At 56.0% G+C, this 26,306-nt stretch carries 26 protein-coding genes; 14 read left to right on the top strand and 12 right to left on the bottom strand.

From position 1 onward, the window contains the following. Positions 1 to 37: 37 nt before the first annotated feature. The 5 genes from IXC47_RS14025 to IXC47_RS14005 all read left to right on the top strand — a co-directional run bounded on the left by IXC47_RS14025 (position 38) and on the right by IXC47_RS14005 (position 5,317). Positions 38 to 907, top strand: coding sequence for an aromatic ring-hydroxylating oxygenase subunit alpha (locus IXC47_RS14025; protein WP_195876015.1), 870 nt, complete (start codon positions 38 to 40; stop codon positions 905 to 907). 54 nt (positions 908 to 961) lie between these two features. Further along, on the top strand, positions 962 to 1,591 hold the full coding sequence (locus tag IXC47_RS14020) for a glutathione S-transferase family protein (protein ID WP_195876014.1): 630 nt from the start codon (positions 962 to 964) through the stop codon (positions 1,589 to 1,591). Between the two features lie 186 nt (positions 1,592 to 1,777). Next, positions 1,778 to 3,313, top strand: coding sequence for an ABC transporter ATP-binding protein (locus IXC47_RS14015; RefSeq protein WP_195876013.1), 1,536 nt, complete (start codon positions 1,778 to 1,780; stop codon positions 3,311 to 3,313). Further along, positions 3,306 to 4,400, top strand: a complete 1,095-nt coding sequence (locus IXC47_RS14010; RefSeq protein ID WP_195876012.1) for an ABC transporter permease — start codon at positions 3,306 to 3,308, stop codon at positions 4,398 to 4,400. Before IXC47_RS14015 ends, IXC47_RS14010 begins: the two co-directional genes overlap by 8 nt. Beyond that, on the top strand, positions 4,400 to 5,317 hold the full coding sequence (locus IXC47_RS14005; protein WP_195876011.1) for an ABC transporter permease: 918 nt from the start codon (positions 4,400 to 4,402) through the stop codon (positions 5,315 to 5,317). The genes IXC47_RS14010 and IXC47_RS14005 overlap by 1 nt, the downstream gene beginning before the upstream one ends. A 128-nt stretch (positions 5,318 to 5,445) precedes the next feature. On the opposite strand, the gene def is transcribed toward IXC47_RS14005, so the two are convergent. From def to IXC47_RS13980, 5 genes are read right to left on the bottom strand one after another with little or no spacing between them, the layout of a single operon-like run. Next, the gene (def, locus tag IXC47_RS14000) at positions 5,446 to 5,967 is read right to left on the bottom strand and encodes a peptide deformylase (protein WP_195876010.1); all 522 of its coding nucleotides are present in this window, start codon (positions 5,965 to 5,967) and stop codon (positions 5,446 to 5,448) included. A 49-nt stretch (positions 5,968 to 6,016) separates the two neighbouring features. Continuing rightward, positions 6,017 to 7,459 carry an efflux transporter outer membrane subunit gene (locus IXC47_RS13995; protein WP_195876009.1) on the bottom strand — a complete coding sequence of 481 codons (1,443 nt, stop codon included), beginning with the start codon at positions 7,457 to 7,459 and terminating at the stop codon, positions 6,017 to 6,019. Positions 7,460 to 7,475: 16 nt separating this feature from the next. Beyond that, on the bottom strand, positions 7,476 to 10,565 hold the full coding sequence (locus tag IXC47_RS13990) for a multidrug efflux RND transporter permease subunit (RefSeq protein ID WP_195876008.1): 3,090 nt from the start codon (positions 10,563 to 10,565) through the stop codon (positions 7,476 to 7,478). Further along, entirely contained in the window at positions 10,562 to 13,738 is a 3,177-nt protein-coding gene (locus IXC47_RS13985) for an MdtB/MuxB family multidrug efflux RND transporter permease subunit (RefSeq protein WP_175625965.1), read from the bottom strand. The genes IXC47_RS13990 and IXC47_RS13985 overlap by 4 nt, the downstream gene beginning before the upstream one ends. 23 nt (positions 13,739 to 13,761) lie before the next feature. After that, positions 13,762 to 15,150: an MdtA/MuxA family multidrug efflux RND transporter periplasmic adaptor subunit gene (locus IXC47_RS13980; RefSeq protein WP_195876007.1), complete on the bottom strand. Its 1,389-nt coding sequence runs from the start codon at positions 15,148 to 15,150 to the stop codon at positions 13,762 to 13,764. 204 nt (positions 15,151 to 15,354) lie between these two features. On the opposite strand from IXC47_RS13980, the gene IXC47_RS13975 reads away from it, so the two are divergent. Then, positions 15,355 to 15,726: a hypothetical protein gene (locus tag IXC47_RS13975; protein WP_175625963.1), complete on the top strand. Its 372-nt coding sequence runs from the start codon at positions 15,355 to 15,357 to the stop codon at positions 15,724 to 15,726. A 41-nt stretch (positions 15,727 to 15,767) separates the two neighbouring features. Here IXC47_RS13975 and IXC47_RS13970 read toward each other — a convergent pair whose 3' ends face one another. Beyond that, complete coding sequence (locus IXC47_RS13970; RefSeq protein WP_175625962.1) at positions 15,768 to 16,115, bottom strand: antibiotic biosynthesis monooxygenase family protein; 348 nt, start codon at positions 16,113 to 16,115, stop codon at positions 15,768 to 15,770. Between the two features lie 196 nt (positions 16,116 to 16,311). On the opposite strand from IXC47_RS13970, the gene IXC47_RS13965 reads away from it, so the two are divergent. Next, a complete protein-coding gene (locus IXC47_RS13965; protein ID WP_195876006.1) occupies positions 16,312 to 16,785 on the top strand; it encodes a VOC family protein in 474 nt (157 codons plus the stop codon). Positions 16,786 to 16,826: 41 nt separating this feature from the next. On the opposite strand, the gene IXC47_RS13960 is transcribed toward IXC47_RS13965, so the two are convergent. Both IXC47_RS13960 and IXC47_RS13955 read right to left on the bottom strand, forming a co-directional pair. Further along, positions 16,827 to 17,279 (bottom strand): nucleoside deaminase, encoded by a 453-nt coding sequence (locus tag IXC47_RS13960; protein WP_175625960.1) that lies wholly within the window; start codon positions 17,277 to 17,279, stop codon positions 16,827 to 16,829. 47 nt (positions 17,280 to 17,326) lie between these two features. Further along, positions 17,327 to 17,986, bottom strand: coding sequence for an ankyrin repeat domain-containing protein (locus IXC47_RS13955; protein ID WP_195876005.1), 660 nt, complete (start codon positions 17,984 to 17,986; stop codon positions 17,327 to 17,329). 187 nt (positions 17,987 to 18,173) lie between these two features. On the opposite strand from IXC47_RS13955, the gene IXC47_RS13950 reads away from it, so the two are divergent. The 4 genes from IXC47_RS13950 (at position 18,174) to IXC47_RS13935 (ending at position 20,945) form a co-directional block, all read left to right on the top strand. Next, complete coding sequence (locus IXC47_RS13950) at positions 18,174 to 19,040, top strand: LysR family transcriptional regulator (protein ID WP_195876004.1); 867 nt, start codon at positions 18,174 to 18,176, stop codon at positions 19,038 to 19,040. A gap of 137 nt (positions 19,041 to 19,177) precedes the next feature. Beyond that, the gene (locus IXC47_RS13945) at positions 19,178 to 19,699 is read left to right on the top strand and encodes a superoxide dismutase family protein (RefSeq protein WP_195876003.1); all 522 of its coding nucleotides are present in this window, start codon (positions 19,178 to 19,180) and stop codon (positions 19,697 to 19,699) included. Between the two features lie 146 nt (positions 19,700 to 19,845). Next, positions 19,846 to 20,205, top strand: coding sequence for a hypothetical protein (locus tag IXC47_RS13940; protein ID WP_195876002.1), 360 nt, complete (start codon positions 19,846 to 19,848; stop codon positions 20,203 to 20,205). A 158-nt stretch (positions 20,206 to 20,363) separates the two neighbouring features. Further along, a complete protein-coding gene (locus tag IXC47_RS13935) occupies positions 20,364 to 20,945 on the top strand; it encodes a flavin reductase family protein (RefSeq protein WP_195876001.1) in 582 nt (193 codons plus the stop codon). A 42-nt stretch (positions 20,946 to 20,987) separates the two neighbouring features. On the opposite strand, the gene IXC47_RS13930 is transcribed toward IXC47_RS13935, so the two are convergent. Next, positions 20,988 to 21,578, bottom strand: coding sequence for a thermonuclease family protein (locus tag IXC47_RS13930; protein ID WP_195876000.1), 591 nt, complete (start codon positions 21,576 to 21,578; stop codon positions 20,988 to 20,990). Positions 21,579 to 21,900: 322 nt separating this feature from the next. On the opposite strand from IXC47_RS13930, the gene mqo reads away from it, so the two are divergent. The 3 genes from mqo (at position 21,901) to IXC47_RS13915 (ending at position 24,807) form a co-directional block, all read left to right on the top strand. Next, on the top strand, positions 21,901 to 23,535 hold the full coding sequence (gene mqo / locus IXC47_RS13925) for a malate dehydrogenase (quinone) (protein WP_175625953.1): 1,635 nt from the start codon (positions 21,901 to 21,903) through the stop codon (positions 23,533 to 23,535). Positions 23,536 to 23,642: 107 nt separating this feature from the next. After that, positions 23,643 to 24,416 (top strand): trans-aconitate 2-methyltransferase, encoded by a 774-nt coding sequence (tam, locus tag IXC47_RS13920; RefSeq protein WP_195875999.1) that lies wholly within the window; start codon positions 23,643 to 23,645, stop codon positions 24,414 to 24,416. Positions 24,417 to 24,438: 22 nt separating this feature from the next. After that, positions 24,439 to 24,807, top strand: a complete 369-nt coding sequence (locus IXC47_RS13915) for a DUF1304 domain-containing protein (RefSeq protein WP_195875998.1) — start codon at positions 24,439 to 24,441, stop codon at positions 24,805 to 24,807. 6 nt (positions 24,808 to 24,813) lie between these two features. Here the strand turns inward: IXC47_RS13915 and IXC47_RS13910 are convergent, their stop codons facing one another. From IXC47_RS13910 to IXC47_RS13900, 3 genes are read right to left on the bottom strand one after another with little or no spacing between them, the layout of a single operon-like run. Further along, on the bottom strand, positions 24,814 to 25,389 hold the full coding sequence (locus IXC47_RS13910; RefSeq protein ID WP_195875997.1) for a GNAT family N-acetyltransferase: 576 nt from the start codon (positions 25,387 to 25,389) through the stop codon (positions 24,814 to 24,816). A gap of 15 nt (positions 25,390 to 25,404) precedes the next feature. After that, positions 25,405 to 25,716 carry a tetratricopeptide repeat protein gene (locus IXC47_RS13905; RefSeq protein ID WP_175625949.1) on the bottom strand — a complete coding sequence of 104 codons (312 nt, stop codon included), beginning with the start codon at positions 25,714 to 25,716 and terminating at the stop codon, positions 25,405 to 25,407. A gap of 6 nt (positions 25,717 to 25,722) precedes the next feature. After that, on the bottom strand, positions 25,723 to 26,208 hold the full coding sequence (locus tag IXC47_RS13900) for a DUF2165 family protein (RefSeq protein ID WP_175625948.1): 486 nt from the start codon (positions 26,206 to 26,208) through the stop codon (positions 25,723 to 25,725). Positions 26,209 to 26,306 lie beyond the last annotated feature (98 nt).

Raw genomic sequence — 26,306 nt, 5'->3', positions numbered from 1 at the left:
GGCCATCACATACCCATCAATCATCCTGGAGAAGCAAATGTCTGTCCAATTGGATCCCGTCGTATTGAATGACTGGTTTGTCGTATCGGCCGTGAGCAAGATCTTGCCCGGCGAACGTTTCCTGACGCAGTTGCTGAGTGTGCCTATCGCCGTCTGGCGTGCGGCTGATGGTAGCTGGCATGCGGCCCGACAAGGCGCTGACGATGTCACCGGAAATGAGTACAAAATCTGTGAGCGCTATGGTTTTGTCTGGGTCTCCCTCGGCAATCCGACCAAGGAAGTTTACGCACTGCCCGAATTCACCCAAGCCGGACGTCGCTTCATCGACTGCGGCACTTTTGGCGTCAAGACTTCGGGCCTGAGGATCATTGAAAACTTCCTCGATATGGGGCATTTCCCTTTTGTGCATACCGACATCCTGGGCAAGGAGCCGCATACGGAGGTCAAGGAATACAAGGTGGAAATGCACCCCGAAACCGAGGAACTGTGGGCGACCGATTGTCAATTCTGGCAACCCAAGGCGGCCGCATCGGCGACCGACGGCCTGGATGTCGACTACACCTATCGCGTGATGCAACCGTTCACTGCGGCCTTGTACAAGACTTGCCCGACACGCGATGGCGATATGGATGTCATCGGCGTCTATGTACAACCGGTCAATGAAGATGAATGCCGGGCCACGCTGTGGCTGCTGATATTTGACGACATCCATACCGATAGCGAGGTAATCGGTTTCCAGCAAACGATATTCGGCCAGGACCGTCCGATCCTGGAGAACCAGGTGCCCAAGCTGATCCCGCTTGATCCAAAAACGGAGATACCGACCCGCGCGGATGCTTCATCCATCGCTTATCGCCGCTGGTTGCGCCAGATCGGCTTGCAATATGGCGTGCTGAAGGCCGCATAAAACCTGTTGCCTTTGGTATTCAAGCATACCCCTGAACTGATAGAAGGAATTTGCATGATCAAGCTCTACAACTATGAACTGTCCGGTAACTGCTACAAGCTGCGACTGTTGATGAACATACTCAATGTGCCATACGAAACGGTCGCGATCGACTTTTACCCGGGACGGGAACACAAATCCAAACGCTTCCTGGAAATCAATCCATTCGGCCAACTGCCGGTACTGGAAGATGGTGAATTGCGGCTGCGCGATGCGCAGGCCATCCTGGTCTACCTCGCTGCGAAATACGACGCGGAGCGCACATGGTATCCAAACGATCCCGCCGCGATGGGCAAGATCGCGATGTGGCTATCGGTCGCCGATGACATTACGCGTACCGCTTCCGCTGCGCGTTTGCACGATGCACTGGGCTATGTGATGGATATCGACAAGACACGTGCGGATGCGCATGCCTTATTCCGGATCATTGATGAGCATCTGGCCGATATGGAAGTGATAGGCCAGCAGTGGCTGGCGCTGGACCGGCCGACCATTGCCGACATTGCCTGCTTCCCCTATATCGCGATGTCACACGAGGGCGACATCATGCGCGATGATTATCCGGCGATCCGCCGCTGGATAGAGCGGATCAGGCGCTTGCCGGGTTTTGTCGGCATGTCGGGCATCTTTGCGCCGACCATCTGAGGCTGGACGCTATAAGGGAAAAGTAATAAAACCTATACGCGCAGGCAGATACCTTGACAGCTTGTCGGCGCGAATATGTGTCATTGATATGAAAGGTGAGAACGGATTTACATCGTTGTAGGGCAGCTGAAGAATGAGTTGTTTTTATATAAGAAGAAAAGATATTTTTAATATAAAACGAGACAAATGATAAATCGCCTGGAACTTCATAGTATTAGCAAGCGCTATCCTTCGGTGGTTGCGAATGATGGCATCAACTTAAGCGTCAAACCCGGTGAGATCCACGCCGTGCTGGGAGAAAACGGCGCAGGCAAATCCACCTTGATGAAAATCATCTACGGCTCGGTCAAACCCGATGCCGGCAAGGTGCTGTGGAATGGCAAGGAAGTGCATATCGCGAATCCGGCGATGGCGCGCGAGCTGGGTATCGCAATGGTGTTTCAGCACTTTTCGCTGTTCGATACGCTGACCGTGGTGGAAAACATCGCGCTTGGTTTGCCAAGTGATACCAGGCTGGATGAGCTGGCCAGGCGTATTTCAGATACGGCCGAACAATATGGCCTTGAGCTGGAGCCACAGCGCCATGTCCATACGCTATCAGTGGGCGAGTGCCAGCGGGTTGAAATCGTACGGGCCCTGCTGGCAAAACCGCAATTGCTAATCCTTGATGAGCCAACTTCGGTATTGACGCCGCAAGCGGTCGAAAAGCTGTTTGCAACCTTGCGCAAACTGGCAGCGGAAGGCTGCAGCATCCTCTACATTAGCCACAAGCTCGATGAAATCCGTGCCTTATGCGACACCTGTACGGTCGTGCGCGCCGGTAAAAATACCGGCATCTGCGACCCACGCGAAGAGAGCGCGGCCAGCCTGTCGCGCTTGATGATAGGTTGCGAACCGCCGCCGATCAAGCATGTGCTGCGCGCGCCGGGCCAGACCTTGCTGGCGGTAAAAAACCTGTCGTTGAAGAAGAACCATCCGTTTGCGACCGAGCTGGCGGATATCAATTTTGAATTGCGGGCAGGGGAGATACTCGGCATTGCCGGCGTCTCCGGCAACGGACAGCAGGAACTGCTGGCCGCCTTGTCCGGCGAAGATCCACGTGCCGAAGCGCAGATGATCTTGCTGCAGGGCGAGCGGGTCGGGCATTTCAATCCGGCTCAGCGGCGGGAACGTGGTTTGGGCTTCGTGCCGGAAGAGCGGCTGGGACGCGGCGCGGTGCCGGACATGTCGCTGGCCGACAATATCCTGCTGTCACACCAGACCGGTGCGACCATCAGCAGCGGTTTCATCCGCAAGCATGCGATAGTCAAAATGGCGACCGATGTCATCGAGCGCTTCGTCGTGAAGGCCGGTGGGCCGCATGCGGCCGCACGCAGCCTGTCCGGCGGTAATTTGCAAAAGTACATCGTCGGTCGCGAAGTCATGCGCAATCCCAAGGTGTTGATCGTGGCGCAACCTACCTGGGGCGTCGATGTCGGTGCAGCCGCACAGATCCGTGCCGAACTGGTCGCGCTGCGTGACGCCGGTTGCGCCTTGCTGGTCATCTCCGAAGAACTGGACGAGCTGTTTGAAATTTCAGATCGTTTGATGGTCATCGCCAAAGGGCGGCTTTCACCTTCCATCGCTAGCTCCGCTGCGACCATAGACCTGATCGGTCAGTGGATGAGCGGCATGTGGGGGGATACCGTGGTCACGCCACTTAAGGAGGTGGTCTATGCTTAAGCTAGAGGCGCGTGCCCGGCCGTCCAGGCTCATATCGTGGATGTCGCCGGTATTGGCAGTGCTGCTGACCGCACTGTGTGGCGCCATCCTGTTTGCGCTGTTGGGCAAGGACCCGTTGGCTGGATTGGCAGTATTTTTCCTGGAACCGCTGAAGGATTTGCATGGCTGGTCCGAAGTCGGCGTGAAGGTTGCGCCGCTATTGATGATTTCGGCCGGACTGGCGATTTGCTTTCGCGCCAATGTCTTCAATATCGGTGCGGAAGGACAGCTGGTCTTCGGTGCGATTGCCGGTGGCGCGGTTGGCCTGTATTTCGACAAGGGCAGCGGTGGTGGTCCCCTCATGATCACAGTCGTGCTGATAGCAGGCATGCTGGGCGGCATGGCGTGGGCGGCGATCACGGCTTTCCTGCGCGACCGTTTCAACGCCAACGAGATTTTGGTGTCGCTCATGCTGGTGTATGTCGCGCAACTGTTGCTGAGTTACTTGGTGCAGGGTGTCTTCAAGGATCCGGACGGGTTCAATTTTCCGCAATCGCGGATGTTTTCCGAAGGATTCGTGCTGCCTATTGTCATGGAGGGAACGCGCCTGCATCTCGGCATCGTGCTGGCCTTGATTGCTGCTCTGGCGGCCTGGCTATTCCTGTCGAAAAGCTATGCCGGTTTTCGCCTGCAAACCGGCGGCATGGCACCACGGGCCGCGCTGTACGCTGGTTTTTCTTCGCGCAAGGCGCTGTGGACTTCATTGATGATTTGCGGTGCTCTGTCCGGCCTGGCCGGTGTGTGTGAAGTGCTGGGGCCTATCGGACAATTGACGCCTTCGGTTTCGCCCGGCTATGGCTTTGCCGCCATTATCGTGGCTTATGTCGGCCGCCTGAATCCGATCGGTGTCATCTTTTCCAGCTTCATCATGGCGCTGTTTTATATCGGTGGCGAGCTGTCGCAATCCCGTCTCGGCATCCCGAATGCCATCACCGGCGTGTTCCAGGGGATTCTGCTATTTTCCTTGCTGGCCTGCGATGTCCTGATCAATTACAAACTGCGCTGGGATAACTCCAGCCTGCATGCGCGACTCGCGGGGAGCAAATAATGGAAACCCTGGCATTACTGATAGCGGCATCGATTAATGCCGGCACCCCTTTGCTGTTGGCGGCGCTGGGTTTGCTGATCAACGAGAAATCCGGTGTCGTGAATCTCGGCACCGAGGGCATGATGCTGGTCGCCGCGATTGTCGGTTTCGCTACGACCGTGCATACCGGTAGCATGACGGTGGGCCTGATGGCGGGAGCAGGGTCAGGGATATTACTGGCAGCCTTGTTCGCCTGGTTGACGGTATGGCTGGGAGCGAACCAGGTGGCGACCGGTTTGGCGCTGTCCCTGTTTGGTACCGGTGTGTCGGCCTATATCGGCATCAATTACGTCAGCAAGACCTTGCAAAACAGCAAGTTCAGCATTCCTTTTCTGCAGGATATTCCGTTTGTCGGGACAGCCTTATTCAAGCAGCATCCCATGGTGTATTTCTCGATGTTGCTATGCGCAGCGATTGTGTGGTTCCTGTATCGCAGTCGTGCCGGGCTGATATTGCGCGCAGTGGGAGAGTCGCCATCGTCGGCGCATTCACTCGGATATAACGTGCGCCTGATACGCTCGGCCGCAGTTTTGTTCGGTGGTGCATGTTGTGGCCTGGCTGGCGCCTTTCTGTCGCTGGTGTATACCTCGCAATGGCTCGAAGGAATGGTGGCAGGGCGGGGCTGGATTGCACTGGCGCTGGTGACGTTTGCCAGTTGGCGTCCGACTCGCATATTGGCCGGGGCCTATCTGTTCAGTAGCGTGACTATCCTGACTTTCTATATGCAGAGCAAAGGTGTGCCGGTTGCTTCACAGCTACTGTCGATGCTGCCTTACATCGCAACCATCGTTGTGCTGGTGTTGATTTCCCGTAATGCGAACTGGATCAAACTCAATATGCCAGCGTCGCTTGGAAAAAATTTCAACCCGAGTAGTTAATGTCGGCAGTGGGTCCATCATCATAGCGACCTGATTGCTCGCGCCGTTAAGCAATCAGGATGCATTTTGATGTAAACAGGTCAGGTTCAAAAATACTGTTCCAAGCATTTGATTTTCTTGACATGGTTTTACTTAGCAAACGCGCGGCTGTTCCTCCGCCTGCCTTGTTTGCTTAATGACGCGAGGATGCGGCGCTGGTTGGTCGGCGACAGGTGTTCGACGAATACCATGCCCTGCAAGTGATCCATTTCATGCTGGATGCACATTGCTTTCAAGCCTTCGGCCTGCACGTCTATGGTCTTGCCATTCAAGTCCAGTGCGCGCACATGCACCCACCTTGCACGTCGCACACTTTCATACACATCCGGTACCGACAAACAGCCTTCCTCGAATTCAGCCTTGCCACCCATTTTGATGATGACGGGGTTGATCAGCACCTGCGGGCGGTTTCCTTTTTCTGATACATCCAGCACGATGATTTGCAGATGCACATCGACCTGGGTTGCGGCCAAGCCTATGCCGTCGAGTGCATACATGGTTTGCGTCATGTCTGCGACCAGGCGACGGATATCCGGCGTGATCTGCTGCACCGGTTCTGCAACCGTATGCAGGCGAGGATCTGGGTATTGCAGTACGGATAATCTGGTCATAATTTACTTCAGCTAATCGAGATTCAGATATTGTTGCAAGTATCTGAATTTATTCAACTTTTGTTTCCTGCTTCGTTTTGGCAGCATCCGGATTATCAGGTTCCCAACGTCCGGCAATGTTCTTCAGCAGAATGTTCACGGCTGCCAATTGACGGTTCTGTGTACTGAGCAAACTGTTTTCGCTGGTCAACGCAGTGTTCTGCGCGATCACTACATTCAGGTAGCTGACGGTACCAGCACGATATTGATCCAGCGTAATTTCCAGCGTTCTTTGCGCGGCTTCCAGGCTTTCGCGCTGCAGCTGCGCTTCTTGCTGCAGTTGTGCGGCGAGGATGAGATTGTCTTCTACTTCCTGCAGGGCTGTCAGCACTGTTTGGCGGTAAGTCGAAGTAGCCTGGTCCGCGGCGCTTTGTGCCTGCGCGCTGGCCAGTTGTCTTTGGCCGCCGTCGAAGATAGCTTGCGCTACTGATGCACCCAGCGACCAGAACAGATTCGGCGCACTGATCAGGTTATTCAGCGAACTGTTTTGATAACCGCCACCCGCTGATAGCACCAGAGATGGAAAGTAGGCGGCGTGGGCCACGCCGATTTGCGCGTAGGCTGCGGCGACCCGTCTTTGCGCCGCGGCAATGTCAGGCCGACGTTCGAGCAGGGTGGCTGGCAGCAGTTGCGGTACCAGCGGTGCCTGCGGCAAGGCGGTATTGCGCTCCAGCGCCAGTGCGGAGGGCGGCACGCCCAGCAATACGGCGATTGCATGCTCCAGTATCTGCCGTTGCGCGACAGCTTCAGCCAATTGCGCCTGTGCCGCTTTGAGCTGGGTTTGCGCCTGCAATACATCTACGCGTGCTGCCACACCACCGCCATAACGGAACTGTGTCAGGTCGAGCGAGCGTTGGTAAGCGGCGACGCTGCGTTCGAGTACCACCATTTGCGCATCGGCGGTGCGCAGCGAGAAATAGGTTTGCGCCAACGTGGCCTGGGCTGATAAGCGCGCTGCAGCGAGGTCGTCTACGCTGGCTTGCAGGCTGGCTTGTGCGCCAGTCGTTGCTTGTGCCAGGCGACCCCACAGGTCTATCTCCCAGCTTGCATTGCCGGATAGCGAAACGTTGTTGTTGGGATCCCGCACTGCAGTCGAGCGATTGGTGCTGGTCGCACTGCTGCTGCGCGTGCCGTCCAGCCCGACCGACAAGGTGGGCAGGCGGGCGCTATAGCTGGCGGCAACGGCGGCGCGCGCTGCAGCGACCTGGGCTACCAGCGACTTCAGGTTTTCATTGCCGACGACGAGGCGGCCCTCCAGATCGTTCAGGATCGGATCATTGAACAGCGTCCACCAGTCGTCCGGGACGGTCGCGGCGTTAGCCGCTGTGCCTTCCTGCCACAAGCCAGCTTCCTTGAACTGGGTCGGCGCGGCGGCCGGTGGCGGTGGGGTCGGCGTACTGGCGCAAGCTGCCAGCAGCAGGGTAGGCGCAAGGATCAATAAATAAGGGCGCATAAAATTCCTCTAAAACTCAGGCCGTAGCCAATTGTGGAGCCGGGCTGGGCTTATGTTTGTCACGGCGCAGCTTGTCCATCAAGACAAAGACCACAGGTGTGGTGTACAGCGTCAGCAATTGGCTCAGGATCAGGCCGCCGACAATGGCGATACCCAGCGGCTGGCGCAACTCTGCGCCGTCGCCGCTGCCCAGCGCCAATGGCAAGGCACCAAAGATGGCGGCAAAGGTCGTCATCAGGATAGGGCGCACGCGTAACAGCGCTGCACGATAAATCGCCGGGCCGGCACTGATGCTGCCGTGGCGCTGCCGGGTAATCGCAAAGTCGATCATCATGATGGCGTTCTTCTTGACGATACCTATCAGCAGGATCACACCGATCAGCGCGATGATGGAGAACTCGGTATTGAACATTTTCAAAGCCAGCAGCGCACCGACACCAGCCGATGGCAAGGTAGACAGGATGGTGATCGGGTGGATCAGGCTTTCATACAATATACCCAGCACCAGATAAATCACGATAATCGCCGCGCCTATCAGCAAGGGTTGTGAAGACAACGATTGCTGGAACGCATTCGCGGTGCCCTGGAAGCCGCCGCGTACCGACACCGGCACACCCAGCTTGCTGATCGCAGTATTGATGGCGACCGTTGCATCCGACAAGGACACACCCAGCGGCAAGTTGAAGCTGATGGTCGAAGCGGGGGTGCCGCTTTGGTGGCTGACCGCCAGCGGCGTGTTGGTGGTTTCGACCCGCGTGAAAGCAGACAGCGGCACTTGCGCGCCGCTACTGCTGGTAACGTACAGGCGCTTCAGGGTTTCCGGCCCTTGCAGGAATTCAGGGGCCAGTTCCATCACGACCCGGTATTGATTCAGCGGGTTGTAGATGACGCCGACCTGCCGTTGGCCGAAGGCGTTATTGAGCGTGCTGTCTATGGTAGCAACACTGATGCCTAGGCGTGCCGCTGCCTCGCGGTCTATTATCAGCGAGGTTTGCATGCCTTTGTCCTGCTGATCGGAATTGACGTCTGTCAGCTCAGGGATTTGCGCCAGCGCATTGCGGATCAATGGATCCCAGGTGCGCAAGTCTTCTATTGTGTCGGCTTGCAGTGTGTACTGGTACTGCGCGTTCGACTGGCGGCCACCGATACGGATATCCTGCACCGGCACCATAAAGAGGTTGGCACCCGGTTCATGCGCCAGTTGCTTGCGCAGGCGGGCAATCACGACATCGGCCGGAACTTTGCGTTCGGCCAGTGGTTTGAGCGTGATGTAAAACATCGCCGAGTTGCTTTGACCACCGCCGGTATTGCCGCTGACGTTGGCAACTGCAGGATCGGAGCGGATGATGTCGGAGAAGGTATCCAGCCGCTTTTGCATCATCTGGAAGGAGCTGCCCTGGTCGGCTTGCACACCACCTATCAACACGCCGGTGTCCTGTTGCGGGAAGAAGGTCTTGGGAATGGCCACGTAGAGATGGACATTCAGCGCGACCACTGCGAGCAAGGCAATGATGGCCAGCGGTTGGTGGCGCAAAGTCCAGATCAGGGTATGACGATAGCCGCGCATGACGGCGCGATTGAAGCGAGCAAACAGGATGGCGATGCGTCCCGGCTTGCCGGTTTCACGCTTAGGCTGCAGCAGGGTAGCGGCCATCATAGGCGTAGTCGTCAACGACACCACCATGGATACCAGGATGGCCGCCGTCAGCACCACGGCAAATTCGCGAAACAGACGACCGACCACGCCACCCATCATCAGCAGGGGGATGAAGACGGCGATCAGCGACAGGCTGATCGAGACCACGGTAAAGCCGATCTCACGTGCGCCTTTGAGTGCCGCTTCACGCGGACTCAGGCCTTGTTCCAGATAGCGCGTGATGTTTTCCAGTACGACAATCGCATCATCGACCACGAAGCCGGTCGCCACCGTGAGTGCCATAGCCGATAGATTATCCAGGCTATAACCACACAGATACATGACGCCGAAGGTGCCCGCCAGTGAAACCGGTACTGCGACCGCAGGGATCAGCGTAGCGCGCCAGTTACGCAGGAACAGCAATACGACCAGGATCACCAGTCCCACCGCGATGCCCATAGAACGTTCAACTTCACGCAATGAGGCCTTGATGGTCGGCGTGCGGTCGGTGATGACGTTCATCTGTATTGCCTGCGGGATGGATGCCTGCAGGTGCGGCAGGATCTCGCGCACGTTTTCTACGGTTTTGATGATGTTGGCGCCCGGTTCCTTGAGCAGGAACAGCACGATCGCAGGCTTGCCGTTGGCCAGGCCATAGTTGCGCACATCCTGTACCGAATCGACGACTTCGGCTACATCACGCAGGCGTACTGCTGCGCCGTTGCGATAGTTGATGACGACCGGTGCGTATTCGGCAGCGGTGCGGGCCTGGTCATTCGCACCTATCTGCCAGTACAGATCATCCAGCTCGACTGAACCCTTGGGACGGTTGGCATTGGTATTGGTGATAGCGGTGCGTACGTTGTCGAGCGAGATGCCGATGTTGGCAAGCTTGTCCGGGTTCAACTGCACGCGCACCGCGGGCAAGGCGCCACCACCGACGTTGACCTGGCCGACGCCATCGACCTGCGACAAACGTTGCGCCAGCACGGTGGAGGCAGCGTCATACATTTGGCCGCGTGTCAGCGTATCCGAGGTCAGCGCAATGATCATGATAGGCGCGGCGGCCGGATTGACCTTGCGGTAGGTCGGGTTGCTCGGCATTCCGGTCGGCAATAGCGTACGGGCCGCATTGATTGCCGCCTGCACGTCGCGTGCCGCACCGTCGATATCGCGATCGAGGTCGAATTGCAGCACGACGTTGGTCGAACCTAATGAAGAGCGCGAGGTGATTTCATTGACGCCGGCGATGCTGCCGAGTGCACGTTCCAGTGGCGTGGCGACGGTGGCCGCCATGGTATCCGGGCTGGCGCCAGGCAGCGATGCACTGACCGAGATGGTCGGAAAGTCCACCTGCGGCAGCGGCGCGATAGGCAGCAGGTTGAAACCCAGCACACCAGCCAGCGCGATACCTATCGTGATCAGCGTGGTCGCAACTGGCCGCGCAATAAATGGCGCAGAGATGTTCACGTTGCGCTTCCACCCTGGGCGCGGGCAGCGGCACGGCGTTCCTGCCACTCTTTCAGGCGTTGTGCCTGTTTGGCAAAGCCGAGGTAAATCACCGGAGTGGTGAACAAGGTCAGCAACTGACTGACGATCAGGCCACCGACCATGGTGACGCCGAGCGGATGACGCAGCTCATGTCCGGCACCGGTACCCAGCATCAACGGCAAGGCACCCAGCAAAGCGGCCATGGTGGTCATCAGGATAGGACGGAAGCGCAGCAGGCAGGCTTTGTAAATCGCTTCGCGTGGTGCCAGGTGTTCTTCCCGTTCCGCATACAGCGCAAAGTCGATCATCATGATCGCGTTCTTCTTCACGATACCGATCAGCAGCACGATACCGATGATGCCGACGATGCCCAGATCGAGTCCGGCGACCAGCAGTGCCAACAAGGCACCGAGACCAGCCGAAGGCAGGGTGGAGAGGATGGTGACTGGATGGATGTAGCTTTCATACAGCACGCCAAGCACGATATACATGGTGACGACCGCCGCCAGGATCAGCAGCAAAGTACTGCTGAGCGAAGCGCGGAAGGCTTCGGCCGCGCCCTGGAAACTGGTTTCCACGCTAGGCGGCAGGTTCAGCTTGGCTTCTTCGGCCTTGATCGCATCGACCGCCTTGCCGAGTGAGGCACCCGGTGCGAGGTTGAATGAGATTGTCGCCGACGGGAATTGCGCCACATGGTTGATCGCCAGCGCAGTAGGACGCTCGATGATTTGTGCGACCGAAGTTAGCGGTACCTGTCCGGTGGCCGGGAAGACCAGTGTCGAGCTGGTGCCACCAGTACCGTTGGTGGTGTTGGTATTGTTGTTGGTCACCGGCACATACAAACCTTCCAGTGACACCGGGCCGCGTCTGCGTCCGGCTTCTGCTTCCAGCACCACGCGGTACTGGCTGGATTGCGTATAGATGGTAGAGATCAGTCGCTGGCCAAAGGCGTTATACAGCGCATTATCAATGGCGGCGACGGTGACGCCGAGACGACCGGCAGTTTCGCGGTCTATCTGGACATAGGTTTGCAAGCCCTGGTTTTGCAGATCGCTGGCGACGTCTACCAGTTCCGGTATCTCTTTCAGGCGTGCCAGCAGCAATTCATTCGACTTCGCGAGGTCAGTCGAATCCGGCGAGCTGAGCAGGAATTGATACTGGGTTTTGGAGACGCGGTCTTCGATGGTCAAATCCTGCACCGGTTGCATATATGCAGTGATGCCGGGCAGGCGCGAGGTAGCTTCGTTCAGGCGACGGATGATCTCGCTGGCGGAAGCGTCACGTTCGGCAAACGGCTTCAGCGTGATTTGCATGCGCCCGGTACTGAGGGTCGGGTTCGCACCGTCGACGCCGATGAAGGATGCAAGATGATCGACATCCTTATCCTTGAGGATGATGTCGGCCAGTGCCTGTTGACGCCGTGACATCGCTTCAAAGGAGCTGGTTTGCGTCGCTTCGGTAATGACCTGGATCAGCCCGGTATCCTGTACCGGGAAAAAGCCTTTAGGCACGATGACGTAGAGCAGTGCGGTCAGCGCCAGCGTCAGGCCGAATACGCCCAGCGTCGCACGTGGCCGGTCCAGCACCCACACCAGTGCACGACCGTAAGCGGCAACCATGCGGTTGAACTGCTCTTCGCTCCATTTGCCGAGGCGGGTTGGTTTGTTTTCGTGCTCAGGACGCAGCAGACGGGCGCTCATCATAGGCGTCAGCGTCAGCGATACGAAGGCTGAGATCAGGATGGCGACTGCCATGGTGATCGCGAATTCATGGAACAAACGACCGACTACATCACCCATGAACAGCAGCGGGATCAAGACCGCGATCAGCGATACGGTCAGCGAAATAATGGTGAAGCCGATCTGCTTGGAGCCCTTGAGCGCGGCTTCCATTGGTGAGTCACCTTCTTCGACGAAGCGCGCAATGTTCTCGATCATGACAATCGCATCATCGACCACGAAGCCGGTTGAGATGGTCAGCGCCATCAGCGTCAGGTTATTGATGGAGAATCCGGCCAGGTATATCACACCAAAGGTGCCGACCAGCGACAAAGGTACGGCGACGCTAGGAATGATGGTGGCGGAGGCGCTGCGCAGGAACAGGAAGATCACCATCACCACCAGCGCAATCGCCAGCAGCAATTCAAATTGCGTGTCATCGACCGAGGCACGGATGGTGGTCGTACGATCAGCGATCACCTGTACATCGACCGAACCCGGTAATGAGGCTTGCAGCTTGGGCAGCAAGGCTTTGACCCGGTCCACGGTCTGGATCACGTTCGCACCTGGTTGACGCTGCACGTTCAGGATCACGCCTGGCGTGCGATCGACCCAGGCCGCGAGGCGTAGGTTTTCGGCATCATCAACGATTTGCGCGACATCGCTCAGGCGTAAGGGATTACCGTTTTTCCACGCGATGATGAGGTTTTGATATTCGGCGGCGGATTTCAGCTGGTCGTTGGCATCAATGGTGGATGCGCGTTGCGCACCGTCGAAGCTGCCTTTGGCCTGATTGACGTTGGCTGCCACGATGGCAGTACGGATGTCATCCAGTGACAGGCCGAGCGAAGCCAAAGCTTGCGGATTGCCTTGGATGCGTACTGCAGGGCGCTGGCCGCCCGCAATGCTGACCAGGCCGACCCCGTCAACTTGCGATAATTTCGGCGCAAGGCGGTTTTCCACCAGGTCATGCACTTTGATAATCGGTAATGTCGGCGAGGTAATCGCGATCGTCAGCACCGGTGCATCGGCCGGATTCACCTTGCTATAGATAGGCGGCATAGGTAGATCGCCCGGCAGCAGATTGCTACCGGCATTGATCGCGGCCTGTACTTCCTGTTCGGCGACGTCCAGCGACAGCCCCAGCGAGAAGCGCAGGGTGATGACCGAAGCGCCACCCGAGCTGGTCGAGGTCATTTGATTCAGGCCCGGCATTTGGCCGAACTGGCGTTCCAGCGGCGCAGTCACCGTGGTTGAGATGACGTCCGGGCTGGCGCCCGGGTACAGCGTGGTGACCTGGATGGTCGGGTAATCAACTTCCGGCAAGGCAGACAGCGGTAGCAGGCGATACGCCAGCAAGCCTGCCAGCAGGATGGCGAGCATCAAGAGCGAAGTGGCAACCGGACGCTCAATAAAGATGCGTGATGGATTCATGGTGCAGGCTTTTTAAAACAACTTCAGTTGGACGGAGCGGCTGGTTTGTCCTGCTTATCTTTCTTGCCGCCACCGTTTTGCTGGAACCATGCGCGACGTTCTTCCGGGCTCATATTCTTCAGTTTCTCTGCCATTTCCGGCGGGATATTGCGCCGCTTGCTGTCCGCTGGTGGTGGGCTCGCACCGGCACGTTGTTTCGGATCGGCGGCGATGACCTCGACTTTGCCGCCTTCGCGCAGGCGGTCGGTACCGTCGATTACGACTTTTTCACCAGCTTCCAGCTTGGCTTCGACGGCCATCCAGCCACTGTCGATCGCGCCGGGTTTGACGACACGGGTGCTGACGGTGCTGTCAGCATTGACGACGTATACATAGAAGCCTTGCGCACCGCGCAGGACGGCTGCTTGCGGCACGGCCAGCACATCTTTCAAGGTATTGAGCTGCATCACGACGCTGACCGCCTGGTTAGGGAAGAGCGCATCGTCCAGGTTGGGGAACATCGCTTTCACCTTGATTGTGTCGGTGGTCACATCTATCGTGTTGTCGACTGTAGACAGCTGGCCGGTCGCCAGCTTGGTTTTGCCAGTGCGATCCCAGGCTTCCACGGCCATGCTTTCATTCGCACGCAGGCGAGTGGTGATGGCAGGGACGTTGGCCGATGGCACCGAGAACACCAGTGCGATAGGGCGGGTTTGCGTAATGATGACGACACCGTTGGTGTCTGAAGGCTGTACCACATTGCCGAGATCAGCCTGCTTGAGACCGACGCGACCAGCGATAGGTGCGGTGACGCGGGTGTAGGACAGCTGCAGTTTGGCGCTGTCTACCGTGCCCTGGTCGGATTTGACGGTGCCTTCAAGCTGGCGTACCAGTGCTTCCTGGGTATCGAGTTGCTGTTTAGGGATGGCGTCTTTGGACAGCAAATCCTTGTAACGGGCGAGGTCGATGCGGGCATTGTCGAGTTGCGCCTTGTCGCGCGCCAATACGCCTTCAGCCTGGCCCAGCGTGGCCTGGAACGCACGCGGATCGATTTGTGCGAGCAATTGACCGGCCTGGACTTGCTGGCCTTCCTTGAAATTGATTTGCTGCAGTACGCCGCTGACTTGCACCCGCACGATGGCGGTATTGGCGGCATTGATGCTGCCGATGGCGTTCACGGTGACGCGTATATCCTGCCGCCGCGCTTCCGCCACTGATACCGGTTGCACCATATTCGGTCCGCCGAAACGGCCGCCACCACCGCCTTGCGCCGCCTTGTTTTCGCTGGACGGGCTTTTCCACCACCAGAAGCCGAGTCCGGCGGCTATCAGTATGACGAGTATCCAGATCAGGGTGCGGCGGGTTTTGCCAGGGCGCGTACGGTTAGGGCGGGGTGCTGCTGGGGGAGTGTTGCTGTCGGTATGGTCGGTCATTTGCGGCGAGTGATATCTGCGCGATTTGGGAGATTGATTATATGGCGCATTTGCATAAAAAGCCTGAGCGTTTCATTACTTTACAAAAGCGCGTAAAAGCCAGGGAATAACTTTACATTTGCATGCTTAAAATATGCTGAAACCATAGGAATCTCCGGACAGCCAGGCTGTCTGATAGCCGAACGGTAGTGATGAGGGCTGGAAATGAATAATTCCGTGTTTGTAGAGATTCAGTTTTTCATGCTGATAGCCTGCACCTTCGTGCTCCCGATCGGCATATACAGTTACATGATGTGGAAGCGCTCGATCTCGCGCAAAGTCGTGCTGCTGTTTGGCGTGCTCCTGATTGCGGTGTCAGGCGGGAATATTTTCCTCCTGCACTTGCTGCGGATACTGGCGCGGGATACGCCATCCTTGCTGGATGACAGCATCTTTGCTTCGGAAATGTCGGTGGCTTTGTACTTGATCCCGGCGATCTTTGCCGGTATAGGCGTGAATATCATTTCACATATATTGATCAGCCATCTGGCGGAGGCCGAGAAAAAATTCGATAAGGAACATAAAGAACGCCGGTAAAAAACTGCGAGTACCGGCGTCCGAGTTGTTAGTTAATCAGATCAGGCCTTGTGCGCCTGACGTGAATCATCCGGCGCTTCGGCTCTCTCATTCAAGCCGTAATCGCGCAGCACATGCGCCACCCGCAAACGGTAATCAGCAAAGATATGGTCGCGGCCAGCGGCTTGCGCCTTGCGGTGCACCTCCAGGTTGCGCCAGTTTTGTACCGCCGCTTCATCGCGCCAGTAGGACAGCGACAGGACTTTATCGGGATTGGTCAGGCTCTGGAAGCGTTCGACAGATATAAACCCATCCATTTTTTCCAGGTGCGGACGCAGTGCCGCTGCGGTATCCAGGTAGTTCTGCTTCAACTCCGGATGTGGAATGACTTCAAATATGATGGCTATCATTGTGATGCCTTTGGGGTAGACAAGACGCCCATACAATTCTCCTCTTATGTTTGTCAGTTGAACTGACATATGGGTGCTATCTTAGCTGAAAATCCGCATCTCTTGTGGTGCAGGAATAAATATATGTCGATCTGAACAAACGCATGGAGATGGAGTCAGAAGTTGACACCTGTAGTAGGTGTTCAAGGAGACTACCATGCAAAAGATTTGTCCTTGCCTGTGGTTCAACGGACAGGCAGAAGCAGCAGTCGCTTTCTATACATCAACATTCAAAAACACCGAGGTACTGGAAACCACCTATTACCTGGATCACATGCCGATGCCGAAAGGCAAGGTGATGACGATACGCTTTGTACTGGATGGACAGGAATTCCTCGCCCTGAACGGCGGCGCCGATTTCAGTTTTACACCTGCAACTTCTTTCATCGTCTACTGCGAAGACCAGCAGGAAGTCGATGATATGTGGGAGAAACTGCTGGTCGGTGGACAGGAGAGTCAATGCGGCTGGCTCAGCGATCGTTACGGTTTGTCGTGGCAAATCGTGCCCAGGCCATTGATCGAGATGCTGCAAGGTGGTGATTCCGCCGGCGCGCAACGTGCGGTGGCGGCGATGCTGCAAATGAAAAAGCTAGATATCGCGACGCTGGAACGCGCATACAAAAATGCCTGAGCGGGAAAACCGGCTCAGGCATTTTTTTCAGATCAGCGTATTCAGGCTTCGCCGCCATACAACTGTGCTGCGGTGACGCCAACATCGAGTCGCGTCAACGGCAATGGTTGCGGCTGTAAAGTTACGCCCAGTTTTTGATACACGGCTTCGCTGGACAGGCCATACGGTGCAGCGTCGTTGTTATCGAACGCGTAGTAGACCTCGTCGACACCAGTCAACAACATCGCTGCCAGACACATAGGGCAGGGATGGCCGCTGGCGTAAATCACACTGCCTTTCAAGTTCGGGCGTCCCAGCTTCTGGCTGGCGACACGGATCGCTTCCATTTCTGCATGCGTGGTCGGGTCGTTGCTATGGACAATGTTGTTGACGCCTATCGCTATCGATTCACCGCCGACGGCCAGCACCGCGCCGAAAGGACGGCCGCCGCGTGTCTTGTTGTCTTTCGCCAGATTGACCGCCTGACGTAGGAATTTCTCGTGATTGGATGACATAAGCAAGCTCCTTTTGTGATTGTTTTGTGATTTTTGAATTTCAATAATCAGCGTGCTCCGGCAGCGCGTAACTGCGCCACCATCGCTGTGTAGTTGCGTCGCTGTGCATGCTGTAGTGGTGTGACGCCGTCTTTGTCCGCAAGATTCACATTCGCGCCGGCGGCGATCAGCAGATGCACGATTTCCTGGTGCCGTGTACCACCATCAGAAAGAATGATCGCTTCCAGTAAAGCGGTCCAGCCGAGGCGATTAATGTGGTCTACCTTCACGCCCGCATCGATCAGGGTGCGCACGACCGCAACATGGCCGCGCTCGGCAGCTGGAATCAAGGCGGTGCCGCCATAACGATTGGTGCTGCCGAGGTCGGCACCATGTGCCAGTGTCATCTTCAGTATTTCCAGCCGACCCTGGGCACCGGCCAGCAGGTAAGGGCTGTCTTGCCGTGCATCCTTGGCATTCACGTCAGCTCCAGCCGCGATCAGTTCACGCGCGATGGCAATCCGGTTGTGGTCAGTCGCCATTAACAAAGGCGTACGGCCCAATTCATCACGTGTTTCCAGCTGATTACGGTTGGTGCTTTGCTGCAGGATGGACTGAACGGCAGTTAAATCATTGTTGGCAACGGCATTGAGCAAAGGCGTTGCATGGACAGGAAGCAAGAGCATGAGGCAGGAAAAAACGATGAGCGAGCAGAGGCGTTTCAACATGGAACGTTTCAACTTGGCAAGTGGGGCAATCTGTATGTGCTTCATTCTAGGCAGACGCTTGTGGATTTAAAAATTAAATGTTTGAATAATGCTCAGTGTATTTACCCATACCTAAGGTATTACATTAAGTATTCAGCCACGCAGACGAACAGCATGGCTGAAAGCATACCTAATACTAGCCTTGAATATGTCAGCCTCGAAAATACTGGACCCGATACTTTTACGCAGTTTCGTCGCGGTTGCCGACACCGGCAGTTTCACACGCGCGGCAGATAGCGTACATCTGACGCAATCGACAGTGAGTCAGCAAATCCGGCGTCTCGAAATCCAGTTCGGTTGTGATTTGCTTAATCGTAACGGGCGCTACGTCGCCACTACGCCCGAAGGCGAACGCCTGCTCGGTTACGCACGACGCATCATGCAATTGATGGATGAGGCGGTCGAGCAGGTCACGCAAAGCGTGGAGCAAGGCGAAATCCAGCTTGGTGTGCCGGAGGATTTCGCTGCACATGCGCTGACGCCGATACTTGCCACATTCGCAGAAAACTATCCGGGCATACGCCTCGAAATTACCAGCGGTTTGAGTCATGAGTTGTGGCGCTTATTCCAGCAAGGCAAGCTGGACATGGCGCTGGTGAAACAGCGCAAGGATAGCGCGCCCGGTATTGCGAGCTGGCCCGAGCCACTGTGCTGGGTCGATAGTCGTGAGCATCCTGCCGCCGGACGCAATCCGGTACCACTGGTGGCTTTTCCTATTGGTGGCTTGTATCGTAATGAAATGACGCACGCGCTGGATGCGACCGGGCAGCGCTGGCGCATCGGTTTCGTGAGTACCAGCCTGGCCAGTGTCAGTGCAGCAGTCCAGGATGGACTAGGAATCAGCCTGTTGCCACGGCGCATGGCGGCGCAGCACAAGGTGCTGGAGGAGGTCGACGGTTTTGCTGCCGTGCCAGATCTGGAGGTAACCTTACATATGCAAAGTGATGCCTCTACGCATACTAAAACGCTGGCAGCGGAACTAGTCGCCGCCTGTGACGTCATTATGAAGGTGTAGAAGTATTGCTAATAAAAATTGGCATTTGCTGCGGCTGCGTGTACAACGGAGTTAGCCAGCAGTGATCCAGCAGCAGGAATGTGTAATCCAGGTATTTTTGTTGATCGCAATATCCACATTAAAAGAGGAGCTCACGCATGAAAACCCTTCCAGTCCTTACACTATTGACAGCTGCCATCGTTGCTACCGGTTGTGCCAGCTATGGTTCTGGCCCGACTGCAGAAGCCGTGATGCAGCCAACTGCAGGCAATACCACCAACGGCGTCGTCTCATTCAAGCAAAGCGGTGACAAGGTTCTGGTCAGCGCACGCATCACCGGTTTGTCGCCTGGCCTGCATGGTTTCCACATCCATGAAAAAGGTGATTGCAGTGCGCCGGATGGCATGAGCACCGGCGGCCACTTCAATCCTGATGGCAAGAAGCACGGCGCACCCGGCCATTCTGAACACCACGGTGGCGACTTCGGCAACCTGTCGGCCGACTCCAACGGCAATGCTACACTCAACCTCACCACCAGCCAGATCACACTTGATCCGAATGCGGCGAATAGCATCATAGGCAAAGGCCTGATCGTGCATGCCGACCCGGATGATTTCGTGACACAGCCAACTGGCAACTCGGGCAAGCGCCTGTCATGCGGCGTGATCAGATTAAAATAACAGACCTGCAGTAAACAACAAACACAACAAAAACAGAGTCCTTGCGTCATTCGTTTGACGCAAGGCTATTCTCTTGGGACGGGTATATGTTGCGCAAATACACAAAGATAATTTTGATAGGCTGTGCCTTACTTGGTGCAGCAGGCGTGGCCACGGCAGAAGACAGCATACCGGTCTATGCGATCGCGCTGCGCGGCGCCGAGCCTGTGATCCTGAAAGGACGCTTGCAGGGGCCGGAAAAATCGACCAAGGATTTTATCGTGGGCGTCAAGCAAGGAGAAACACTCACGGTCAGCATGAAGGCCAGCAAAGCCAACTCGACGTATTTCAATATCCTGCCGCCGCATGACGCGACCGCCTTATTTGTCGGAGAAATGCAGGGTGCGAATGAATGGCGCCAGCGGCTGGATGTGTCGGGCAATTACACGATACGGATTTACATCAATCGTGCTGCTGCGCGCAAGGGTGTCAAATCCGACTACACCCTGAAGATCTCAGCTTCGTAAAGTGCCGCTCAGGCACCGGAAGCGAGCCGCTCCTTGTCATGAGCGGCTCGTGGCTTAACTTCACCCAAATTCTGTTTCAACGTGATTACACCTTATCAGGCATGATGGGTCTCTGATTATTACTCTCGTCGTTGCTCTTGCTGCACGGATGAATTTATATGGATAAACATATCGCGCCAGTCGCGCTGGAAAAGGCCTACAGATTGATCAACCACGGGCCGACCGTGCTGGTGTCGGCCAGTCATGCAGGTGTAAACAATGTGATGGCGGCAGCATGGTGTTGCGCGCTGGACTTTGCGCCGCCTAAGTTGACTGTCGTGATCGACAAGGCGACACGGACACGCGCGCTGGTGGAAAACAGCGGTCACTTTGTGATCCAGGTGCCGACCGTGGCACAGCTGCAGTTGACACACGATGTAGGCAGCAAGAGCCTGCTGCAGGAACCGAACAAACTGGAGCGTGCTGGCGTGGAGTTGTTTCAGATCGATGGCTATGAGACGCCATTTGTCGCAGGGTGCTCGGCCTGGCTGGCATGCCGCCTGATCCCGGAAGCACACAATCAAAATACCTATGATCTGTTCATCGGCGAAGTCGTCGGTGCCTGGTCAGATACCCGCGTGTTCAGGGATGGGCATTGGCATTTTGAAGATGCGAGCCCGGAACTGGGTAGCCTGCACTACATAGCGGGCGGTAATTTCTACGCGATAGGTAAAGCACTGCAAGCTGATACCGACAAGTAAACCGGAGATGGCAGGGATGCTGAGGCATTCCTTGCGGATCAGTTAGTGCTGCTGATCGCGTCGCGCCTTTTCATTCCTGCGCCATTCCCACGGTGCTACCGGATGCGCATCAGCCCATAAACCAGCGTGTTTGGCGCGTGCCTCAAATTCAGCGAATTCATATTGTCCACGCTCCTGCGGGCTTTGTTCATGCGCGTAAGCCTTGTACCACCAGCCGAGGCCGACGGTAATTAGTGCGAGACCACTATCCAGCGTCTTGGCGCCATTTGGCGCAGAGCCGGGCGCTACCATCACTTTGCATATGTGACGCTTGTACTGGTCGCGCGCATTGCACACCAGATTCGCTTGCTTGCCAAAGGTCAGGTCGCTCAAAGCCTTGCGTGCACGATTGCCATACGCTTGCTTGCGTTCCGGCGCATCTATGCCGCCCAGTCGCACGATCATTTTCTGGTATGAGCCCGGCTTGCCGCAGCGTGCTTTCAATGTGTCGCCATCGGTCACGCCGACTACCAGACAGTTTTTATAGGTGCGTTCATGCAGTGGCTTGGCGCGCGGTGCGGCTGATGCCGAAGCAGTGATCAGGAGCAGGCAAGACAGCACAAGGGTGGAGCGGAATAGGGTCTTCAAATTCATTTATTGCGAGCGGTTGAACTTTTAAGCAGTAACGATGATCTGCAATTCTGCATGATCTGCGATGCAGCCGGAGAGGCAGGACTATAGCAGCCAAATCGTGGTGCAAAGCCTGAAAAGCCAAGGAAGAGTAAAATTCCATCGGTCTGTTACAGAAAGCTTACTCGCCGGAAAGACAGTCTCAGGAGGGCCTCGTACCTCCGTATTGAATCTTCACCATATCAGCACTGCCGGGGACACACACTGTCCTTAGGTTTGTACATGTAGCAAGTACCGTTGCCTTACATGAAAGCGGATGTTAATCAATGAATCAAGGGATTCGATAATGTTTAAAAAAAACCACCTCGCCATATTTGGCTTTCTTTTTACCCTCGTAGTCACGCCTCTGCACGCTGCAGAAATTAAAAAAGTAGATGTCATGTTGATCGGTGGCGGCATCATGAGCGCCACACTCGGGATCTGGCTCAATGAACTGGAACCCGGCTGGAGCATGGAAATGGTCGAGCGTCTTGATGGCGTCGCCAAGGAAAGCTCAAATGGCTGGAACAACGCCGGTACTGGTCACTCGGCACTCGCCGAACTGAACTACACACCGGAAACCAAGGATGGCAAGATTGAGATTGTGAAAGCGATCGAAATCAATGAAGCCTTCCAGATCTCCCGTCAATTCTGGGCCTGGCAAGTCAAGAACGGCGTCCTGAAGAATCCGCGCTCCTTCATTAACTCGACCCCACATATGAGCTTCGTCTGGGGCGACGAGAATATCAAATACCTGAAGAAACGCTACGACGCATTGCAGGCCAGCCCTTTGTTCCGCGGCATGCAGTATTCGGAAGATCCAGAGCAAATCAAGAAATGGGTACCGCTGATGATGGAAGGCCGTCCTGCCAACCAGAAGATCGCAGCTACCTGGACGCCTATCGGTACCGACGTCAACTTTGGTGAGATCACCCGCCAGTTCGTCGCCAACCTGCAAAGCAAGCCTAACTTCTCCCTCAAGCTGTCCAGCGAAGTACAAGACATCAAGCGTAATGCGGATGGCACCTGGCGCATAGGCTACAAGAACGTCAAGGATGGCACTAAAACTGAAACCGATGCCAAGTTCGTCTTCATCGGTGCCGGTGGCGGCGCCTTGCACTTGCTGCAAAAGTCCGGCATACCAGAAGCCAATGAATATGCAGGCTTCCCGGTGGGCGGCTCCTTCCTGGTAACGGAGAATCCGGCAATTGCCGAACGTCATCTGGCAAAAGCGTATGGCAAGGCTTCGGTCGGTGCGCCACCGATGTCGGTGCCGCATCTGGATACCCGCGTGCTGGATGGCAAGCGCGTGATCCTGTTTGGACCATTTGCCACTTTCTCCACCAAGTTCCTGAAGGAAGGTTCTTACTTTGATTTGCTGACCAGCACGACCACACACAATGTCTGGCCTATGGTCAAAGTCGGCGTTGCCGAGTATCCGCTGGTGGAATACCTGGCCGGTCAGTTGATGCTGTCAGATGATGATCGCCTGAAAGCATTGCAGGAATACTTCCCGAATGCGAAGAAAGAAGACTGGCGCTTGTGGCAGGCTGGTCAACGCGTGCAAATCATCAAGCGTGATGCAGACAAGGGCGGCGTATTGAAGCTCGGCACCGAAGTGGTGGCATCGAAAGATGGCAGCATAGCGGGCTTGCTCGGCGCATCGCCAGGTGCATCGACTGCGGCACCTATCATGCTGGATGTGCTGAAGAAAGTGTTCAAGGACAAAGTTGCATCACCAGCGTGGCAAGGCAAAATCCGCCAGATCGTGCCGAGTTACGGCACCAAGCTGAACGACTCGCCGGATAAGGTTTATCAGGAATGGGTAAGCACTGGCCAGGTGTTGCAACTGACACCGCCGCCAGCAATCGATCGTACGGTCGTGCCGCAGGCAGCTCCTGCGCCTGCACCTAAACGTGAAACGGCAGACCTGGCACTTTGATGCATAGGTAAAAAACGGTACTGGGGCGAAATGTGTGCAAGCATGTTTCGCCCTTATTGTTTGCGGATTGGATTTACATTATTGGTTGGTATGGAAGGAGCCAGGAAATGAATTGGGCCACGCAGTACGCGAAGCAGTACACCACCTTTGAAGATGAGCGCACACGTCCGGTACGGGACTTGCTGAATGCAATCCCGCTGGCGCAGGTGCGCACGGCAGTCGATATAGGCTGCGGTCCGGGCAACTCGACCGAAGCGCTGATCGCGCGTTTCCCTGAGGCGCAAGTGTCGGCGCTGGATAGTTCGGAAGATATGCTGGACACGGCACGCAAGCGTCTGCCTGGCGTCCGGTTTGAACTTATGGGCGCGCAAGACTGGCACCCGACAGCAAAGGTTGATCTGATCTTCGCTAACGCGTCATTGCAATGGGTACCGGATCACGCGACGCTGTATCCGCGACTGGTCAGCAATCTGGAAGCGGGTGGTGTCCTGGCGGTGCAAACACCGGATAACCTGGGTGAGCCCGCACATCAACTCATGCGTAAGGTCGCAGATAACGGCCCGTGGGCCGAACGGCTGGTCGATGTCAGGCGTACCCCACGCAATAATGCGAACTGGTACCTCGAATTGTTGCGGCCACTATGCAAAAGCGTGGATGTCTGGCGCACCACCTACTATCACGCCTTGCCGGGCGGCGCGGCCGATGTGGTCGCATGGTTCAAGGGCAGTGGGCTCCGGCCTTACCTGGCACCGCTGACGGAAGAGGAGCAACAAGACTATCTGGCGCGTTATGAAGACGCGGTGCGCGTAGCGTATCCTGCCTTGTCAGATGGCACAGTATTACTGCCTTTCCCACGGCTATTCATCGTTGCAACCCGCTAAAAATAATAAGGGAGATTCCGACATGCACACCATCGCAAGTATTGCCACCGCATTGGTGGGTATTCTGCACATCTATATCCTGTATCTCGAAATGTTTTTATGGGATACGCCCAAGGGCAGGAAGGCGTTTGGTCTGACCGTTGAATTCTCCGCGGCATCGAAAGTGCTGGCTGCGAATCAGGGCTTGTATAACGGTTTTCTCGCCGCAGGCTTGTTGTGGAGTGTATGGCTGGGTGCTGCAGGCGACCACATCAAGATATTCTTCCTGCTCTGCGTACTGGTGGCAGGTGTCTACGGCGGACTGACTGCGGCGCGCAAGATACTGTATGCGCAAGCCTTGCCTGGCCTGATAGGGCTGCTACTGGTTTTGCTGGCGATGGGTAAAGGCTGACCTGGATCAGGCAGGTGCTAATGCGCGTGTGAAGTACAAGGCGGCTTCCCCGGCCTGTACCTGATGTGGATCGTAAAGATCGACATTGATGCCGCTCAGGCGGAAGCCTGCTTTCAGATAAAAATTGATGGCGGGGACGTTGGTATTCTGCGTCTCCAGCTGCAAACACCGTGCCGAAGTAGTGCGGGCAAACTTGTCTATCAATTCGAGCAGGCTGCGGCCTATGCCTTGCTGCTTGTATGCAGGAGCGACAAAGATTCCGGTAATCAGCACGCTGCGATTCCACTCCTGATATGCGGCGGTCGCAAAGCCGGCCACTTTGCCGGAGCTGTCTTCAGCAATCCAGGCGACGTCGGCATCCCGCGCGTCATCTGCGATGTCCTCCATCGGATAGCTTTTATGGAAAGGCTCTGCGCGCTCGACCTGGTGCAAAGAAAAGCCCAGCCCGTTCTGCCTGGTTTCATATGTGTACAAGCTGCTGTAGGACGCGTCCAGCGATGCGATCTTTTCTGCATCCTGTGGCCACTGGATAGGCCTTAAGGAGATGCCATCAGCTTGATGTGAAGACGAAGTGCCGTGCATGTAAGTGCTTCGCTCTCACTTAGCTTGGTGCAGGCGTTTGACGAAGACCGTCATTTCCTTGACCGCCTGCAGGTCGCCTTGTTCCTGTGCGACTTTTAAGCCGCTATTCCAGGCCTGTTCAGCCTCGTCCAGGCGTTCCAGCTTCCGCAAGGCAACACCCAGTAGTTTCCATGCCGCAGAGTAGGCAGGATTTTGCAGTGTCGCTTGCTGTAAATGAAGAACAGCGCTGGCAGCATCATCTTCCTGCAGGCAGGCGTTGCCGAGACCGAAACGGAGCAGGGCGTTGTCGCGCCCTTCAGCCAGCAGTTTCTCCAGACGTTCACGCATGGTTGACTATATCCAGGTGATATTAAAAAGGAAAAAGGCTAACAGTGCCCACAGCAGCAAACTGATGTGCGTCAGTTGCAGCTCGCCCTGGCGTATCCAGTACGCGAACCATATTCCGCCTAAATGCATGGCAAAGATGAAGGCGGCAAAGCTGCACAAGGCGAGGTTGAGTAATGGTCGTGCAGCATGCAGGTTGCCCGCGAGCGCTAATTGATAACAACCCATCCAGCAAGCTACCGCAGCAATGATTTGCAGAATGATCACGACGACAAGGGCAAGGCGATGCAGGGCCGGAGATGTGATTGCACGTGTTTGCAAGGGAATATCTATGCGCGGTTCTTCGCTTAATGGTGTCATGGCCATGGTATTGCCGACGGCCCAAACCGATGCGCGGAATGCGCGCAGATTATTGATCGCCGCGATTGAGAGCCAGTTGGCCAGGCCGATAGCGATGACGACCTGAAATAGCCAGATGGAAGTGGTGACAGACATGGAGATTCCTGAAGTAAGGCTTTAAATACCAAAGAAACGCCTTGGATAATAAGCGTTGCACTCTTTTTAAACAAGATGGAATTGCTATTCCCTGTCAG

This window comes from Herminiimonas contaminans, from assembly GCF_015645465.1.
GTDB classification, from domain to species: Bacteria; Pseudomonadota; Gammaproteobacteria; order Burkholderiales; family Burkholderiaceae_D; genus Oxalicibacterium; species Oxalicibacterium contaminans.
This window is presented reverse-complemented; position numbering and strand designations above follow the sequence as displayed.